At 40.2% G+C, this 19,226-nt stretch carries 15 protein-coding genes; 10 read left to right on the forward strand and 5 right to left on the reverse strand.

Going from position 1 to position 19,226, the window contains the following annotated elements:
* Nucleotides 1-189 precede the first annotated feature (189 nt).
* The 5 genes from ABZP26_RS09600 to ABZP26_RS09620 all read left to right on the forward strand — a co-directional run bounded on the left by ABZP26_RS09600 (nt 190) and on the right by ABZP26_RS09620 (nt 5,960).
* Nucleotides 190-1,461, forward strand: a complete 1,272-nt coding sequence (locus tag ABZP26_RS09600; RefSeq protein ID WP_013465140.1) for a hypothetical protein — start codon at nt 190-192, stop codon at nt 1,459-1,461.
* 5 nt (nt 1,462-1,466) lie between these two features.
* Nucleotides 1,467-2,015, forward strand: a complete 549-nt coding sequence (locus ABZP26_RS09605) for a hypothetical protein (protein WP_028835095.1) — start codon at nt 1,467-1,469, stop codon at nt 2,013-2,015.
* Complete coding sequence (locus ABZP26_RS09610; protein ID WP_024602960.1) at nt 2,012-4,804, forward strand: hypothetical protein; 2,793 nt, start codon at nt 2,012-2,014, stop codon at nt 4,802-4,804. The genes ABZP26_RS09605 and ABZP26_RS09610 overlap by 4 nt, the downstream gene beginning before the upstream one ends.
* A gap of 104 nt (nt 4,805-4,908) precedes the next feature.
* Entirely contained in the window at nt 4,909-5,460 is a 552-nt protein-coding gene (locus ABZP26_RS09615; protein WP_013465143.1) for a DUF4136 domain-containing protein, read from the forward strand.
* A gap of 200 nt (nt 5,461-5,660) precedes the next feature.
* A complete protein-coding gene (locus ABZP26_RS09620; protein ID WP_029750492.1) occupies nt 5,661-5,960 on the forward strand; it encodes a hypothetical protein in 300 nt (99 codons plus the stop codon).
* Between the two features lie 395 nt (nt 5,961-6,355).
* On the opposite strand, the gene ABZP26_RS09625 is transcribed toward ABZP26_RS09620, so the two are convergent.
* Nucleotides 6,356-6,859, reverse strand: coding sequence for a peptide-methionine (S)-S-oxide reductase (locus ABZP26_RS09625; RefSeq protein WP_368484891.1), 504 nt, complete (start codon nt 6,857-6,859; stop codon nt 6,356-6,358).
* Nucleotides 6,860-7,061: 202 nt separating this feature from the next.
* Here ABZP26_RS09625 and ABZP26_RS09630 point away from each other — a divergent pair, with 202 nt between their 5' ends.
* Entirely contained in the window at nt 7,062-8,915 is a 1,854-nt protein-coding gene (locus tag ABZP26_RS09630; protein WP_368484892.1) for a TonB-dependent receptor plug domain-containing protein, read from the forward strand.
* A 372-nt stretch (nt 8,916-9,287) separates the two neighbouring features.
* On the opposite strand, the gene ABZP26_RS09635 is transcribed toward ABZP26_RS09630, so the two are convergent.
* A complete protein-coding gene (locus ABZP26_RS09635) occupies nt 9,288-9,551 on the reverse strand; it encodes a YkgJ family cysteine cluster protein (RefSeq protein WP_008109286.1) in 264 nt (87 codons plus the stop codon).
* 171 nt (nt 9,552-9,722) lie between these two features.
* Here ABZP26_RS09635 and ABZP26_RS09640 point away from each other — a divergent pair, with 171 nt between their 5' ends.
* From ABZP26_RS09640 to ABZP26_RS09650, 3 genes are all read left to right on the forward strand, one after another.
* A complete protein-coding gene (locus ABZP26_RS09640) occupies nt 9,723-10,898 on the forward strand; it encodes an efflux RND transporter periplasmic adaptor subunit (protein WP_013465149.1) in 1,176 nt (391 codons plus the stop codon).
* A 3-nt stretch (nt 10,899-10,901) separates the two neighbouring features.
* Entirely contained in the window at nt 10,902-14,075 is a 3,174-nt protein-coding gene (locus ABZP26_RS09645; protein WP_024602955.1) for an efflux RND transporter permease subunit, read from the forward strand.
* Nucleotides 14,076-14,248: 173 nt separating this feature from the next.
* A complete protein-coding gene (locus ABZP26_RS09650) occupies nt 14,249-15,703 on the forward strand; it encodes a serine hydrolase (protein ID WP_024602954.1) in 1,455 nt (484 codons plus the stop codon).
* Nucleotides 15,704-15,730: 27 nt separating this feature from the next.
* On the opposite strand, the gene ABZP26_RS09655 is transcribed toward ABZP26_RS09650, so the two are convergent.
* Nucleotides 15,731-16,666: a LysR family transcriptional regulator gene (locus tag ABZP26_RS09655; protein WP_024602953.1), complete on the reverse strand. Its 936-nt coding sequence runs from the start codon at nt 16,664-16,666 to the stop codon at nt 15,731-15,733.
* 127 nt (nt 16,667-16,793) lie between these two features.
* Here ABZP26_RS09655 and ABZP26_RS09660 point away from each other — a divergent pair, with 127 nt between their 5' ends.
* Entirely contained in the window at nt 16,794-17,450 is a 657-nt protein-coding gene (locus ABZP26_RS09660; protein WP_008109298.1) for a nitroreductase family protein, read from the forward strand.
* Nucleotides 17,451-17,494: 44 nt separating this feature from the next.
* On the opposite strand, the gene ABZP26_RS09665 is transcribed toward ABZP26_RS09660, so the two are convergent.
* Nucleotides 17,495-18,553 (reverse strand): S66 peptidase family protein, encoded by a 1,059-nt coding sequence (locus tag ABZP26_RS09665; RefSeq protein WP_368484895.1) that lies wholly within the window; start codon nt 18,551-18,553, stop codon nt 17,495-17,497.
* A gap of 170 nt (nt 18,554-18,723) precedes the next feature.
* On the reverse strand, nt 18,724-19,200 hold the full coding sequence (greA, locus tag ABZP26_RS09670; RefSeq protein WP_010388635.1) for a transcription elongation factor GreA: 477 nt from the start codon (nt 19,198-19,200) through the stop codon (nt 18,724-18,726).
* Nucleotides 19,201-19,226 lie beyond the last annotated feature (26 nt).

The raw sequence follows: 19,226 nt of genomic DNA on the forward strand, positions 1-19,226 counted from the left end.
AACAACCTTCGGGGTTAAGTAAAAATTGAAACCATGTAAAAAATATACCCACAAACTCTATGTGCCTATATTCGGCGCGGATACTATCACTAAGCGGGTGTAAAAACTATTATTAAATCGTCGCAAAAACGAATACCATATAAGTTCGAGAAATATAAAATAACGAATACTAGGAAGTTGCAACGCCTTATGATCCCAGCTAAAAAGCTACTTAATACCCTAAATGAACACTGGGGTGTATTAGAGCTATTATTTAAGCGCTTTAAAATGGCCGACTTTAGTATTAAAGATCTTCAAAATGCCATTAAGCAAAAGCAACCCACGTGGAATAATGAGCGTATTTATAAAGAAACCAACCGGTTATTAAATCAAGAAATTATTATTCCGCTGGCTAAATCGTCACAACTGGAAATTAACCGCGCCATTGCCGATTTTGCCACCTTTTTACTGCAAGAAGAACATTTAGGCTTAGCACAAGAAATAAGTGTATTGGTTGATGATTTGGCCCGTTTAGGTAATCGGCTATCTAATGCCGGTGAAATGGAAGATTTTGATGATTTACGCCGCTTTAGCCGTATTATGGATGATCGGGTGCGTAAAATAATCAAACTGTTTTTACACAACGAAAACGCCATTTTAAATATTGTTGAGCAAGCCAAATCTAATAATGCAGTGCAGTCGCTACAAAAACGCTATAAAGCCGTGATAGAAGCGTTTGATGAGTATATAGAACCCATGCTGGAAATGGTGGATATTAGAGGCGACTTTCATGCCTGTTTTACTTTAATTGAGCAACAAATTAGCACCCAAATAGAACATATTGAACGTTCAGGCAAAGCATACAACGATAAACGCATGCTTGAGCAATTGCGTACCCGCATTCTAGAAATGCACTTAGTTGGCCGGATAAGCTTACGTAAAAGTGCCGATATGCTTATGCCACTGCGTGAAGAGTTGCGCCGTAATAACCTTGTTACCCGCCAAGTAGCAAAAGTATTAGGGCTAATACGTAAAAATGGGGTAGATAATATGCTCAGCGCCGTGCAGCCACATTTTGTAAGCGATGCGCAAAAGTATTCATTGGGTCAACAGCGCCATATAGTAGCCTACATGGCAAGCCTGGCTGAATTTGAGCATCATGAATATCAGCTACCAGAGCAAAACGATGTGCCTGCGTTTGTCACGCCAAACATTCCTGACTATCACGATGTAAAAGCGCAGTTTGCAAAACGCTTCAAAAAGCAGCGTAAAAAACCACAGCCTCTGCTGCAATTTTTAGACGAAAGCTACCCAGAGCTTGAAGCCGATGAAATGCTGTTTTTATATCAAAAGCTAGTGAGCGATACCACCCTACACATTAGCCAAAGCGATAAAAAAGCCCGCGTTAACATTGCAGGCCAGCACTTTTCTTTGTACCCCTTTAATTCAGAGCCTCAGGCTGATAAAGCCGAGCACGAGTAATGACCATGACACAGATAAACTTAAATGAGCTTTCTCACTTACAAGCCATTAATAAAAAATTAGTCGCGGGTTACCACATTTGCGAACAAGACACCCTAATGTGGCAAGAGCTTGACCAACAAATTGAAGCCTACAGCGCCTTATTCACAGCATTAGGCCATGATTTAAAGCACGACAGTCGTGGCTTTTATTATTTTGCTAGCGATGAAAGCACCCCCAATATGGGCAAAATATCGCGCGCGATAGCGCTCACTATTTATATTTTAATCGAACACTTTGCCAACACAGGTAAAGACCCAATGCGTGCATTATTTGATGAGCCAAACGATTTAGAGCTAATGCAAACCTTGGTACAACTTAATAAACATTTATTTGATCAGCTTGAAATATTCTCGGGTTCTGATTTACGCAAAGATGTGTATTTACGCATGGTACGTTTAGGCCTTGCCCGCGAAGTGGAAGGCGGCTTTATGCTACAGGCGCCAATTCATCGCTATATTGATGCCTTAATGGAAGTAAATGAAGAAACCTTTTTAGGAGAGGACGAGGAATGAAAAACTTATACGGACTGAGTAAACTCGCCCTACTTAATACTGCAGGCTATGCAAAGTGTGTGATCCCACTTGATAAAAGTAGCTCGATTTGTGCGCCTAACAACACAGGTAAAAGCTCAGTTATTAATGCACTGCAATTTCCGCTAATTAACGATTTACGCCTTACCGAGTGGGATGGCCACGATTTAGATGAAACCCGTAAGTTTTATTTTTCATCAGATCAATCGTACATTTTATTGCAAGCCGATTTACCCCATGGCTCAGTTGTCATTGGCGTAGCAGGCTTAGGTAAAATTGCCGGTTATGCACACCAATACTTTTGCTATCAAGGCAAACTTGATTTAGCCCAGTACACCCAAGGCAATACCATTATTAAGTTTACCAAGCTGTTTAATCACTTAAAGCAGCAAGGTTACAACCCGATAGAGCTTAAAGCACAAGAGTTAAACGCCCTACTTACTGGCGGTGCAACGCAATTTGATGGTGAGATCAATTTAAAAATGATCCCCCTTAACAACGTTCAAGACTCTGCAATATACAAAGAAATATTTCGTCGTATTCTTAATTTACATAAATTAGGCGCAAACGACGTTAAGCGCTTTATGTTACGTGTGTTTGAACGCCACATGTCAAATTCAAAGGTCGACTTTTACGAAGTATGGCGCCGGTCGTTTGATAAAGTAAACCGCGCAAAACGTGAATTAAAAGCCCTTGAGTCAATGCAAGAGCCCATAGCCGCCCTTGAATCTATGCTTGAAAACCAAACCGTTCTTAAAGGTAAACTGGCCGCTTATGCACCAAAAATTGACCAAGCACTGATTGATTTTGATACGTATCAGGAAGAGCAACTAAGCGAACTCAACATCGCTCTTGAAGATATTGAGCACGAAAAACACGAGTTTGAACAAAAACAAAGCCTATACGTTCAACAATCGCGCGATATAGAGCGCAAACAAACCCAAATTGAACAGTGGTTTTTAGATTACAACGCTCTTAAAAGTGAGTTTGAGCTGGTTAATAAAGCCACGCTCAAAACCAGCTTAACGCAGTTAAAAAATGACTACGAGTCGTTGTCACACTCAATAACGAGTGCACAAGGTCAAAGCCTGCACACCCTTGATTACCGCATTGGCGAAACACAAAAACAAATTAAAAGCTTAAAGTTACAACTTAAAAACTTAGAATTTAATTTATTCACTCGTATGCGTGAAGACTTATCACTGAAAGAAGTTGAAGAAATATCGCGACTATTAAACCCCGATCTTCTCTCCTTTGCTACCACCAGCAATGGCGATATCACTATTGATGATGACGACGCTTTCGGCGAATTTTTAGCGCAGCTTAGTGAAAACGTAAAAGGCGGTGTACTCACCCTGCCCGGTGCCAGTATTAAGCTTAAAAAACTCTCGCCTGTGCAAATGCAAAGCGGCGAAAACAAAGAGCAACTGAGTGCTCAATTAACCGCACTTGAGCAATCATTAAAAGAGTTTAAACAACAGCGCGAAGTGGCCGCCAATGTTGCAGATAAGCAAAAAGAAAAAGACGCGCTATACGATGAGCTTATGAGTGCTGAAAGTGCACTTAAACGCTTAGAGCAATTTGAAGTGATGCAACAATCGGTTGACGCCCAAGCAATGCTAAAAGAGCAGCTTTTAGCCGAACGCGAACAAGTTGACGACTACCTACAAGATATTCAAAAAAACAGTGGCTCAATTGCTGATAGACGCTCGTTAATTAAATCAAAACAAGCGCAAATTAATCGTCAAACAGAACGCCTGCGCCAAGTTAAAACCGAGCGTATTGACCACACGTTAGATTTATACAGTGGTAAAGTGACACCTTACATGATTGATATAAAAATCGATTTTGATAATTTAAGCGATTTAATTCATCACTTTAATAAGGACTGCCAAGAGCTACGTAATTTCGATATAAATGTACGTAATACCTATATGCATATTTATAATGCTGGTATCACTAAGTTTGATAACGAAAACGATGAGTTTAGTAAATATCAAAAGCTTATTAGCGCGTTTCATAACATTGATAACGAGCGCGATGCCGTTGAGCGCCAAGGTCGCGTTGCCCTCACCGAAGTGGCCGCCACGATTAAAGGCTTACGTGAAGATTTAGACCGCCTACGCCGTGAAATGAATAGCTTTAATAAAGGCATAAGCCAGCACCGCATTTCAAACCTGCAAGCGTTTAAAATTAATATTATCCCGCGAAAAATGTTGGTAGATAGCATTGATACCATTATCAGTACATCTAACCAAATTGAACAAGGCGATACCCTGGATTTACTCAGCCAAGAGCCGTACAGCGAAAGTGCGGTAAACGACGCAAAAGATCATTTAATTAAACTCGCCTCAGACAAAGCAGGCCTGACCCTTACCGATTTATTTGATATTCGTTTTGAAGTGGTTAACCGCGCGGGCGAAACCGAGCACTTTGAAAAAATAGATTCGGCTGGTTCAAATGGTACGCGTATCACCATTAAGCTATTATGTGGCATGTTGTTTATTCGTTACTTATTAAGCGATCAGGAACAAAACTTATACCGTATACCTATTTACATAGATGAAGCGGCTGATATCGATCCGCAAAACCAAAAAGCAATTATAGAAACCGCCCTGAGCTTTGGCTTTGTGCCAATATTTGCTTCGGTTAAACCGCAAATAAGTTGTGATTATATTGTGCCAATTCGTTCAGTAAAAGACGGCGCACAAAACTGGGTAGATGAAAAAGATTGGATTGAGGTTGAACATAAAGCCTCTCTACTGGACTAAGAGTTAATTGGCTATTCATCTTAGCCAGTTACACTTATTTTTAGATTTTAAATTACCCTCGCCCATGGTAGTTTAAACAAACGCACTTTATTGGAGCAAACGGTATGAAACATATATTTATTGTCGCAGCACTGGCGCTACTTACCGCCTGTACACAAACGCCCGATTGGGATTACGATAAATCAGCAAACTTTAGTAACTACAAAACGTTTGCTTGGGTAGAAAACGCGAGCCTAACTAAAGACACGAATAACTACCAAATCAGTGGCCTTATGGAAAAACGCGTTCGCAATGCGGTAAACAACCAACTAAGCCAACAGTTAGGTATGCAATTGGTTGACGTAGCGCAAGCTGATGTACTTGTTAATTACCATGCAAGTGTTGATAAAGAGCTAGAAGTAGATACCTTTAATGTAGGCTACGGTGCACGTTGGGGTTACTGGGGCACAGGCTTTAACCACGATGTAAGCGCACGTGAGTATGAAGTAGGCACGTTAGTTATCGATATTATTGATCGTGAGTCAAACCAATTAATTTGGCGTGGTGCTAAAGATGGTCGTTTAAAGAAAAAACAAACACCATCACAACGTGAAGCCGCTATTAAAGAAACGGTTGCCAATATTTTAAGCAACTTCCCGCCTAAAGCGCAGCAATAAATTTTAATTAATATTTAAAAGCCCGCATGTTCGCGGGCTTTTTTATAGCTTAAAAACTGTTTACCTATAATGTAATAAGTTGCGCATTAACAAGGTGATAGCTCAATGCTATAGTAACCATGTTACAGGGATAAAGCTTAATCAATAAGATGTTTAGTAAACCTAGTGTTTAAAGTTGTGAGGTAAATTAAAGGATTAAAATGAAAGAAACATGCCCAAATTGTAAAAGTAATTTTGCAGCTAAAGATATAAAAAATATTAACAAAAATAGTATTTTTATTGAAAAACAATGCCCTTCTTGTCAAACATGGTTTTGTTTGAATAAAACACTAACGATTATAAAAATTATTGGTATTTTTTTATTGTTAATAACCAGCCTATTAAATATCTTCAATATTAAGAGTGAATACAGTCTGGTTTTTTCAAGCATTGGCTTAGTAGGCATACTAATGGCAATCATTATTACTTTTTTTGGCCAAAATGAAGCAATCAAAAAATAAAAAGAAACCAAAAGTAAAATATGTAGATATAAGTAATACGAGAATGCTATTGAATCAAATCGCATTCTCTTTAGTCTTTTGGGCTTTAGGCCTTTTATCTATTTTATTTGCGATAAAGTTTATACATGATGGCTATATTCTGACCCCAACAGATTACCGGGTCGAATCTGACGTTTATTTCTTTTCAGCGTCGCCGTTTACTTATCTATTTTACCTTTTTCTTTATTTAGGAACTGGGATCTACTTTTTAGCTGTGCCCTATCTTTTTAGAGATATGTTCCCACGAAAAAAGAAAAAGCCTAATAAATCTAAAAAAAAGCATAAACGAGGTAACAGCTAATTTTAGCTTTATTAGTTACCAGCCTTTTTTATTTAAATACGCATCAATGAAGTTGTTATTTATACTTGTGTAATAAATCAAGTGGGATATGGCAATAATCATCTGGGTGATTCGTTAAACGGTCTTGATGCTCGGGATCGCTAGGGACATAATTAGTCAATGGCGCTACTTGTACCGCTATTTTTTCAGCATCATCACGCTGGCTAATATAGTCTCTGGCGATGTTTAAATGATTACTGTCTTGGCTAAAAATGGCGGTGCGGTATTTTTCGCCTACATCGTTACCTTGTTTATTGATATTGTATGGGTCAATAATCTCAAAAAAATAGCCGATTAATTCATTTAAGGTCACTTCTTGGCTATCAAAGGTTACTTTCACGCATTCGGCATAGCCATCGTATTCACCTTGTGTTGTGTTACTAGTGCCATTGGCACGCCCCGCCTCAGTGGTAACTACTCCAGGTAAATACTTCATAAATTCTTGCACGCCCCATAAGCAACCACCAGCAAAATAAAGTGTGTGCTGATTTAATGAATGACTCGATTGTTGTGTTTGCATAATAAAGTGACCAATGTAAATAATTTATAGGATGCAGAGTTACTATTTTGTAACGCTAGATTTGATTATCAAATGCAGTTTTTTATCATTAATGTACAATAGCGCCCAAAATCACCCTAGCTTAGTGAGCTTACCTTATCATGTGATAAAAAATGATAGGTATTTAATTTTTAGCGCCATTGCATAAAATGAGAGTAATGATATGAATCGTGCCCCGCACCTTATAATACCGGCCGTACTAGCCAGTATTTCAACTGTTGCTTATGCAGAGCAGAGTAAAGAAACAGCAACCATAGAACAAATAACAATTGAAGCGTCACCCACTGCCAATACCTTACCTGTTGGTACATTTGATTCGCCTATTTCAAATTTAGAGTACGACCCGCGTGTTGACTTGCAATCACGCAATATGGCTGAAGCACAAGCTGATGTAACGATACGCGGTGGTATTTTTGAAAATACCGGCTTTAGAGTCGGCAGTGCAACTCTACTAGACCCGCAGTCTGGTCACTACTTTGCAGAAATTCCTATTGCACCACAAATGCTAACGGGTGCCAGCGTATTAACCGGAGCCGATAATGCACTTTATGGCATGAATAGCTCGGTAGGTACTGTGTCGTTTGCTTGGAAACCAATAACAACTGGTGGCAGTGTCTCTTTGGGCGCTGGCTCAAATGACTTTAACCTACAAACAATTCATGCAGGTGTGAGTACTCCAATTGAAGCAAACGCTAATTGGCGTATTGGTTTTGAAGGTGAATATTCGCACTCACAAAGTGATGGTTCAATTGATTTTGGCGATCATGACTTTACCCGTACTTCTGGAAGAGTGCAGTTAACTGGGAGCGATTCACAAACTGATTTATTTTACGGCTTACAAGAAAAGTTTTTTGGTTGGCCAAACCTTTATACCCCCTTTGGTGTAAATGAAACCGAAGACTTAGAAACCCAATTATGGATGCTCAACCATAAGCAAGCCTATGCTACCAACAGTGAATTTGAAGTATCGGCTTATTACCGCAAGCATAACGACCATTATGTTTATTCAAGAGAGAACCCAAGCGCGTTCCAAGCATTTCATGAAACACAAGTAAAATCATTGGCTATTTCAGGTCGTCATGCGCAAACAAAGTCAGTTGCGGTTAATTACTCGGCGCAATATATAGAAGACAGTATTGACTCCACCACCCTTGAAAATAACTTTACTTCACGTAACTACTTTAAGCTTAGTGTATTGCCTGAATACACAACAGCACTAGCAAGCAACCAGCAACTAACCGTCCGCTTAGGTGCTGCGTTTGATAACACCAGTCGTGATGATTCTGAGCTATCGCTAATTGGTGATGTTAGTTTAAATACCCATAATAACGATGGCACTGAGCGTACATTGTATTTGTCGTATGCTGAGGCAAACCAAGTAGCCGGTTATACTGCTATTGGTGGCAGCGAGTCAGGTGGTTTGTTTAGAAGTAACGCTAATCTTGAGCGCGAAACCACTAAAAATTTAGAGCTGGGCTTATTGCTTGAGCAACAAAGCTGGCAGCTTAATTCCGCACTTTTTTATCGTAAAGATAACAACCTAACCGATTGGACATTTAGCTTTGATTCAAGCTCAGCGCGATTTGCACAGCCGGTTGATATTGACACCACAGGCCTTGAGTTTTTAGCCACTAAACAATTTAATAATACAGAAATTGTTGCCAGCTATACCTACTTACATAAAACAGAAACCTATGGCGCTGAAAATGTTGATGCTAGCTTTTATGCCTTAAATTTTCCTGATCATCGTGTAACACTCGGTGCGATTTGGAACCCGACGGATATGTTAGAGTTTCGAGTAGATAATGAGTGGCGTAAACAGCATAACAATGCGCTGCGCCGTTCAGATGACGAGGCACTATTTACTCAGCTGACGTTAAAAATAACCCCGGCTACACTGCAAAATTTCTTTATTACTTTAGCTGCGGATAATTTGTGGGATGAATCGTTTGAAGAAATCCCAGGCACGCCAGGTCGCGGTGAGCAATATACGCTAAGCGCCACGTATAGCTGGTAACAATTTAGCTCGGCGAGGGTGTATCCCACGCTGAGCGTGTTTTTTTAATTGAAATAATAAACAGACTAGCAACAAACTGACTTAAAAATTTCATACCGCAGCTCGCCCTACTTTACGTACTCTAAAAGCGCAGCGCCTCTTCGCCCTCTTTGTGCATTTATCATTAAAAACGGTATGAACAAAGAGGATTGAATAAGAAGAAAATGAGAAAAACACGACTCACTAAATCAAGTGACTTTGTGTCTAAGTCACTTACTCTTAAAGCGCAGTGTCTCTTTGCACTCTCTCAGTACTACTTTTAGAAACAAAAAGTAAGTGTCTACACTTTTCAAGCGTATAAATTGTAAATATATGTGTATTTAATACAATAAATTAGGTTAATTGCTCTAATTCTGTAATTAACGTCAATGCGTGTTCATTAGTCGTCCCGCATACATCTAAAGTGGCGCTAAAATCACTACACACTTTTGGGCGCGACTCATCACCAAATAGCTTACATAAATTACGCTCATCCAGCTGAATACAACGTTCTCCGGCCTTTTTACCATTTGGCATACCCGGTATTGGCGAGCTAATACTTGGTGCAATACAACATGCTCCACAGCCTAAACGGCACGCCATTGATTGTGTTTTCATTATAACCTCAGTAATAAATTTTAATTATATTGTTGCTGCTTTGCATACAAACAGAGCGATTTGTTCTATTTGTAACCGCATTATGCAATGACTTGTTACATCTTCAAACACACTGTAAACACTTTATTGCGTATCATTAGCCCATCAGCACAATTTATGAAGGAATGCCCTGTGGCGACTAAAAAACAAATAATACTCCCTATCGCGGTCCTTGTTGGTGGCATCGCCCTTGCAGCGGGCTTTTCAGCAATGAAAAAACCACCAGAAGAAAAACCAGAACAAGATACTCGCCCATTGGTTGCAGCACAACCTATTCACCTTGATGCAATCACTCTCGATGTTAAATCGTACGGTATTGTGCAACCTAAAGACCGCACTGAGCTGATTGCTCAGGTAAGTGGCCAAGTTATTTCTGTTGCAGGGCAATTTGTTGAAGGTGCCTTCGTAAAGCAAGGAGATATTTTAGCACGAATTGACCCAAATGATTACGAAGCTGATTTAATTGAAGCTGAGGCTGGGCTCGCCCAAGCAAGTTCAGCGCTTGAGATTGAACGTGCTCAAGCGCATGTTGCTAAAGCTGAATGGGAACGCATTAAAGCAGACTCAAGTGATATCACCGCCTCTGCGCTTTATTTACGTAAACCGCAATTAGCAGAGAAAATGGCACGTTATCGCTCAGCACAAGCAAGTGTAAAACGTGCTAAACGTAATTTAGAACGCACTTATATTAAAGCCCCCTACGATGCAATTATAAACGCGCGTAGCATTAGTTTGGGTTCTGTTGTAAATCCAGGTAATAGCTTTGGCTCACTCAGCGCCACTTCGGTCGCTGAAGTACGTTTACCGGTTGCCGATAAAGAGCTTCAATACTTAAATAATGGCGGTATTGGTGCAACAGTGTTATTTAGTGCGCAGTTCGCGGGCAAAGAAACCACATGGCAGGCAGAAGTTGTTCGCAGTGAAGGGGTGATAGATCAAAAAAGCCGTATGAGCTACTTAGTGGCACAATTACCAACCCCATATGCTAACAAAACTCAACCATTGCGTTTTGGCTCCTATGTTAACGCTAGCATAGAAGGTCGTGCAGTTAATAACGCCATTGTTGTGCCACATCATTTAGTCAAAGAAAATAAAATTGCGATATTAAATGACGATTTAACCCTGTCGTTTAAAACTCTCAATATTATACGTGAACAAAACGGCATGGTGATCGCAGACCAAGGGCTTAATGAAGGTGAACAGCTAATTACTTCTGCCCTTGAATACCCTACCGAGGGAATGGCGGTAAAAATTGAAGACGTTGTAACAACCCCAGACGTTACTCAACTTGCATTGAAACAGGAGTAACTTATGTCTACACGTGAAAAAGGCCTAATTGCATGGTTTGCGCGCAACCCTGTTGCAGCAAATCTATTGATGATATTTATACTTATTGGTGGCATTTTAACGGCGTTTACTATTCGCAAACAAATGTTTCCACAATTTGAAAGTAACTGGATCAGTGTCTCCGCGGTATACCCTGGCGCAGCCCCGCAAGAGGTTGAGGAGGGCATTACCATAAAAGTCGAGGAGAACCTTGAGGGTATAGAGGGAATAAAGCGCCTTATCACCTACTCCAATAGAGGCTCTTCACAAGCGTGGATTGAAATAGAAGAGCAGTTTGACCCGCAAGAAGTACTCGATGAAATTAAAGTACAAGTAGATTCAATTAATACGTTTCCTGCGGGTATGGAGCGCCCTATTGTTCGTCGCGATAAATACGAACAAGAAGTAATGATACTTGCGCTTTACGGTGACATGAGTAACTACCAACTTAAAGAGCTCGGAAACGATATAAAAGACGAGCTTCAGGCACTGCCTAATATTAATTTAGTTAACTTTAATGGTGGCCTTAATTACGAAATTGGTATTGAAGTAAGCCCAGACAAACTGCGTGCTTATGGATTAACGTTTAGAGATATTGCCAGTGCAGTGCAAAGCTTTTCTGCCAATATGTCAGCTGGGCAAATTCGCTCTGAAAATGGCTACATTTCAATGCGCGTTGAAAAACAAGCCTACCGTGGTAGCGAGTTTGCAAAACTACCACTGATCACCCTTGCCGATGGCGCGCAAGTTTATTTAGGTGACGTTGCCACCATAAATGATGGCTTTGAAGAAGGCCTGCAATACTCAAAATACAATGGTAAAAACTCATTGTCGTTTGAAGTAAACGCCTCTAAAGATCAAGATATTACCGATGTTGCTAAAGTACTTAAAACCTATATGGCTGAAAAAGAATCGCAACTGCCTGCAGGTGTTAAGCTCTCTCCTATTGTTGATTTAACTTACTACCTCGAAGGTCGCCTCGATATGATGGTCGACAATATGATTTGGGGTGGCTTATTAGTTATGTTGGTATTAGCGCTGTTTTTACCATTACGTTTAGCTTTTTGGGTAATGATGGGTTTACCTGTGTCATTTTTAGGTGCCTTTTTGTTTATGCCAATTGGCTTTTTAGATGTCACCATTAATTTAGCCTCGTTATTTGCCTTTATACTGGTGCTTGGGATAGTGGTTGATGACGCCATTGTTGTGGGCGAATCTGCTAGTGCTGAAATAGAAAAACACGGCCATACACTCGATAACGTAGTACGCGGCGTAAAGCGCGTGGCAATGCCAGCCACATTTGGCGTACTTACCACTATTGCGGCATTTTTACCGCAAACTCTTGCCACAGGCCCTGGTGCGGCTTTTTCTAAAGCCATTGGTGGGGTGATTATTTTATGTTTAATTTTCTCACTGATTGAATCAAAACTTATTTTACCAGCACATATTGCAGCAATGAAAGACCGTAAACCAAATCCAAAAAACCCGCTTCACCGTGCACGTAAAGTAATGGATAACGGCCTAAAAAGTTTTGTTGATAACTACTACACCCCGTTTGTTGGTCGCTGCATTCATTATCGCTATACCGTAATTGTCGGTTTTATGTGTTTACTGATTGTCAGTGCGGGAATGTTTGCCGGTGGTTTAGTTAAATTTGTGCCTAATCCTAAAATACCGCACGATTTTCCTCGCATTGATATAGAAATGAACTTAGCGTCTTCTGAGCAAGCAACGCTTGAGACAGCTAAAAAAGTAGAGCAGCTAATACTGAGCGTTGATAACCAGCTCAAAGAGCAATACGGTAAACCGATGATCCGCGATTTATCAGTTAGCTTACGTGGGCGAACGCAAGCAAACATTATGGCTATTTTAGTTGAACCCGACCTGCGCCCTATTGATACCTTTGCACTGAGTGCCTTATGGCGCGAACAAATGCCTAACTTACCGGGTGTTAAAACCCTAACCATTCAAGACAGTATTATGAACGGGGGTCGAGACGATGGCGATGTAAGCTTTAAACTCGAAGGTAAAAATGCACAAGTACTTAAAGAAGTTGCTGGTAAGCTTAAAACCAAGTTGCAAAGTATGGAAGGCGTAGGCGATGTTAATGACTCAATGCAAAGCGCTACCGATGAAGTACAGCTAGATTTAAAACCACTTGCTTACAGTATGGGCTTAACCCTTGCTGATGTGGCCTCTCAAGTAAGCTTTAGCTATTACGGTCTTGAAGCACAACGTATTCTTCGCGAAGGTGAAGAAATTAAAGTGATGATCCGCTACCCAGAAGATGAGCGTAACTCAATCAGTGATATCGACAGCGTACGTATTATCACCCCAACAGGCGCTGAAGTACCATTAAGTGAAGTTGCTAATATTTCATTAGTTGATGGGGTTAATCGTATTCGCCGTGAAAATTCAAAACGTACAGTAAACGTGTGGGCTGCGGTAAATACTGACCAAGTAGAACCCTTTGCCATTGCACAACAAATTCGTGATGAGTACTTACCTTCATTACTTAAAAACTACCCAGGGGTACAAAGTAATGTGGCTGGTCGTATTCAAGAGGAAATGGATAGCGCTGATGAGCAATTACGTGACTTTGCGCTATCGATGATCATAATTTTTGCATTATTGGCTATTCCTCTGCGCTCTTACTCGCAACCATTAATTATTATGTCGGTCATTCCATTTGGTGTGGTTGGCGCCATGTTTGGCCACATGGTACTAGGTATGACCATGAGCAGCTTATCGATGTTTGGCATTATTGCGGTAGCCGGTGTGGTGGTTAATGATTCACTTGTTATGGTGGATTTTGTAAACAAAGCCCGTGCAGAAGGTGTGGCAATAAAAGAAGCGGTAATGCAAGCCGGAGCGCGTCGCTTTAGAGCGATATTACTAACCTCTGTTACTACTTTTATTGGCGTAATGCCCATTATTATGGAAACCAGTTTACAAGCAAAAATTGTAATACCTATGGCCGTATCACTCGCCTTTGGTGTGCTGTTTGCCACAGTAATTACGCTTATTCTTATACCGTGTCAGTACGTTGCGCTTGAAGATTTGAAACGAGTGATACGTAAATTTCGAGGTAAAGAGTCGACTTCGGATACGAAACTGAGTAATACCATAATGGTAGATAAAACCACCCCTTCTCACTAATAAATTTGTTATCCCAACCAACAAGCCCGAGCTATTTACAACTCGGGCTTTTTATTGCAAAAAATAAAAAAAAACAAGCTGAACACAAAATTGCAACACGAAATAAGTTTACTTTTCATACTAACCACGCTAAAAATTCATTTTAAAACAAACAATAATAATTAAGGAAAATTATGAGTCACAAGACTAGAGTTTGGCTAACTCAATTATTAGCTATGAGTGTACTTTTTATATCTACAATAAGCTTAGCCGCTAATAAAGCCACAGAAATTGATTCTTTCATACAAGGCTTTCATGAGTTAAAACAATTTAATGGTAACGTGTTAGTTGCCAAACACGGCGAAGTTATTTTTGAAAAAAGCTATGGTTACGCAAACTTTGAATGGGATATTAAAAACACATCACAGACCAAGTTTCGAATAGGCTCTATTACAAAGCAATTTACAGCCCTACTCATTCTACAATTGGTTCAACAAAACAAAATACAGCTCGATGCCCCTTTAAGCACTTACCTACCCGGCTATCGTAAAGATATTGGCGATAAAATTACCATTCGCCAAATCCTTAACCATACTTCAGGCCTAAGTAATTATACTCATGCAAAAGCATTTAGAGATGATTACAGCCGCAACCCTTACAGCGTTGATGAGTTTATAACGCTGTTATGTAGTGATGATTTATTATTTGAGCCCGGTACACAATTTCGCTACAGCAATTCAGGCTACTTTATTTTAGGTGCCGTGATTGAAAAGGTCACTCAACAAACATACCAAGACGTACTGCAGCAGAACATTTTTACCCCGCTGAATATGCACAACAGCGGTTATGACTCTCATGAAAAGCTGCTCAAGCAACGTGCATCTGGTTATAACAATAACTTAGACGGTTACACTAATGCCGATTATCTAGATATGTCTATTCCCTATGCCGCGGGGTCTCTCTATTCAACCGCCCGCGATCTCGTAAAATGGGACCAAGCACTTTATACAAATAAGCTAATAAATGAAGAGCTAAAAAAGCAAATGTATACCGTATCGCAGCAGCGTAATTACGCATTTGGCTGGGAAGTTAATCAATTAAGTGCTTATAAATATGGCAAACCACTAACACAAGTACAACATGGTGGAGGTATAGATGGATTTAATGCATTTATTAGTCGTATATTGGAAGATCAGCTACTTATCGTGATTTTAAATAACACTGGCGGAGCTCCGCTCACGCCTATGACGAAAGGCTTAACCAATATTGTTTATGGTAAATCTTACGAGGTAGCAACCGAAAATGTTGATAGCATGCTGTTTCAGGCAATAAAAAGTGGTGGCATTAGTGAGTTAAATAAGAAATACGCAGAATTGGTCTCTAGTGGCGATACTCCTCGCGAGCGCTCAATTAATTATTTTGGCTATGAACTACTCGAAATGAAGATGATAAAAGAAGCCATTGCTGTATTTAAACTCAATGTGCAAACAAATCCAGACTCTGCGAATGCCCACGACAGTTTAGCGGAAGCATATTTAGCTGATGGTAACATTGCAAAGTCACTTGAGTTTTATCAACAAACTTTAGAGCTCGACCCTACGAGTGAAAATGCATCCCAGGCAATTAAAACACTCAGCAGCAAACTTTAAATCAACATGCACTTGGCTGGAAAAACATCATTCAAGTGCACTTTTTGCTAAAACACCTTTATCAACTAACTGTTGTAACAAACGAGTAGCTTTTTCTCTGCACACATCTCTTAGCAATCTCACTGCTGGCGTAATGGATTGGCGGCTTGGGCATATTAACCAAAGTTCGCCACAGGTGTGTTGATAACCAGGCATCAGCGTGATCACGCGATCATTTAGCAAATCATCTGCAATATCTAACGCTGATTTAACCGCTAAACCTTTACCTGCCACACACCAGCGCCTTACTAAATCGCCATCGTTTGAGGCACGTCTGCCCTGCATTTTTACTTTGTATTTTTTTTGGCCATCGGTAAACTCCCATACATTATTGATAATATCTTGCAGCTGATAAAATAACCCTTGATGCTGCGCTAAATCATCAGGGTGCTCTGGCTCACCATATTTAGCTAAATAGGTAGGTGTAGCACAGAGTAGTCGCGGTACGTTGCAAATTTTAAATCCATAAACACTGCTATCACTTGGGGAGCCATAACGCAGTGCAATATCAACCGAATCACGAAAAAAATCGATATTGCTATCGCTAATGTGCGTACGCAAGCTCACACTTGGGTACCTATCCATAATGTCATCAATCCAGGGGATCACTAGATTGCGCCCTAAATCAGATGAAGTAGCCACCCGCAATTCTCCCTCAATAGCATCATGTTCTCCTTTGAGGTTTTGCCTTGCCGTTTCAAGTACAGCCAGCGCTTGTTCGCATTGGGGTATGTACCGCTCCCCTGCACTGGATAAACGCAAATGGCGAGTTGTTCTAATAAATAATTCGCAGCCAAGGGCTGATTCTACGCGCTTAATAGCCGCACTGGCGGTTGCTGTGCGCATATCTAACTTAGCAGCAGCTAAAGTAATACTTCGACACTCTGCTACTTTTAAAATCAGTTTTAAGTCATCAATCTGCATATTATCTATTTTTATTTGATAATGATTCAATAATTATGCTGTTTATTTTAAATAAAGCAAATTGTATTATGTTGCTCATACACTCAGTGAACACTGTTTATTAGCCCTTTTTTATTATGGAGAGACTATGACTCACCCTATTATTCGCGACCTTGAAAGCCGCCATACTGCTAAACGTTACGACGCGACAAAGCGCATTTCTCAAGACGATTTAACGGTATTGTATGATGCTATGCGTCTTTCTCCTTCGTCAATTAATTCGCAGCCTTGGAAATTTGTAGTGATTGAATCAGACGCTGCAAAAGAGCGTATGCACACTACCTTTGCTAATAAGTTTCAATTTAATCAGCCACACATTAAAGCGGCGTCGCACATTATTTTATTTGCTCATAATCCGCAATATACTCGTGAAGATTACGGACACGTAATTGATGCCGATATAAAGAATGGCCGAACTCAAAAAGAAAACCGCGAGCAAGCTTTTGGCGCCTTTGCGTTTGTTGATTTAAATACCGATGAGCAAGGTAATAATGCCGCGTGGACCAAAGCACAAACCTACATTGCTTTAGGCAATACTATGCATGCAGCAGCACGCTTAGGGATTGATACCACGCCTATGGAAGGCGTTGATGCACAGCTGATTGGTGAAGAGTTTGCAAGCGAATTAGACGGCTACATCTGTGATGTGGCACTTGCGCTGGGTTACCATGATGCAGAAGAAGACTATAACGCTAAGTTGCCAAAGTCACGTTTAAGCAAAGAACAAGTAATTCAGGTTTTATAAGTTAAAGCTGCTCGCTTTAAATTGTTAGTGAGCAGCTTACTTTATTAGGCTAGTTTTGTAACCACAGATGCATTGGTCACTTTGCCTTGATCAACATCTGCGGTAACAGTGCACAAAGCTCCATTGATTAAATTTAAATTAGGAGGGATGTGACCAATATCGGCATCAATGATCACCGGAAATAAACACCCGCCAAAAGCGGTATTTAAGCCTTGGCGATAATCAAACCCCGGATCTTGCCCCTGTAAGGTTACATGGCGGCCAATAATAACCCCGTTTATATCATCAAACATACCGGCTAATTTGAGTGACAATAAAAACCGTGCAACCGTCGCAGGCGTAAGCTCTGCGCTTTCTAAATAAAGCACAATACCTTGCGAGGCATTATGCTTTTTAAACTCATGTAGTGCTAAAAAAGGCGAATCAAGCAACAGCCCTACCGTATCAAGACATCCACCAAACAATCGCCCTGACATTTCGATACTGCGTTTATCGGTGTAATTTAAACATTGCCACTGGGTTGGCGCGCTGTGATCAAATAATACGTTTGGGTTTTGTGCATAATCAGGCTTGCTATGTTGATGGTAAGTCGAGGGGGCTTGCTCAAACTCACTATTAGCCTCATAGCTTAGACTTTCAAAAATTTGTAAACAATACGGATCTTTTTCATCGGGGTGTAACTGAATTAAATTGGCGCTATGCAGTGTTGCCCAATTACATTTTGCTGTCAGTGCACAGGCAATCGTGCTGACATCTGAATAACCCACCAACCATTTAGGTTTGGCATTTTTAATTGCGCCAAAATCAAGTAACGGCAATATTTCCATTGCCAGCTCTCCGCCCATTGGCGGCATAATCGCATCTATTTTATCATCTAATAAAAAGTCCATTAATTGCTTGGCATGCTGCTTAGCAGTAAGTTGAGTTCGCGGCTCGTTTTGACGTAAAAACTCCCCCTCAACAACCTCATAACCTCGATGTTTTAAGCCATTAATGACGATGTCTAACCGTGGGTGATATTTTGATTTGATCCCCGCTGATAAAGAACACACGGCGATTTTAGATCCCACTTTTAAAGGTGCTGGATACAGTATATTTGCCATATTATTTCCTTATTGAAGAATAGGTTACTACCATAACAACATAGCCTACATTTACAAACAATGAATAATAATTGACCTGTATCTAAACCAAATATAAAAACCAAACATAAAAAAACCAGTGCTTATTGCTAAACACTGGTTTTTATAAAACGTTAAAGTGAGTTAACTAATTAAATATACTCAACCTCAATGATTTCGTACTCTACATCACCTTTTGGCGTTTTGATAATCACAGCGTCATCCGCTTGTTTACCAATTAAGCCGCGAGCAATTGGTGAATTAACAGAGATTAAATTACTTTTAATATCTGCTTCATCATCGCCAACAATCTGATATTTAACTTCAGCGTCGGTTTCAACATTAACGATGGTTACTGTAGTACCAAAAATCACTTTACCTGTATTAGGCATCTTTGTTACGTCAATCATCTGCATGTTTGAAAGTTTTGCTTCAATTTCTTGAATACGGCCTTCACAAAAACCCTGTTGCTCACGCGCAGCGTGATACTCAGCATTTTCTTTTAAGTCACCGTGTTCACGTGCATCAGCAATATCAGATACAATTTTTGGACGGGTAACAGTTTTTAATTCGTTAAGTTCATCGCGCAATAATTTTGCGCCACGAACTGTCATTGGAATTGATTGCATACTTTTCTCACTTAATCCCAAGGCCG

This window comes from Pseudoalteromonas sp. SD03 (assembly GCF_040937955.1).
GTDB classification, from domain to species: Bacteria; Pseudomonadota; Gammaproteobacteria; order Enterobacterales; family Alteromonadaceae; genus Pseudoalteromonas; species Pseudoalteromonas tetraodonis.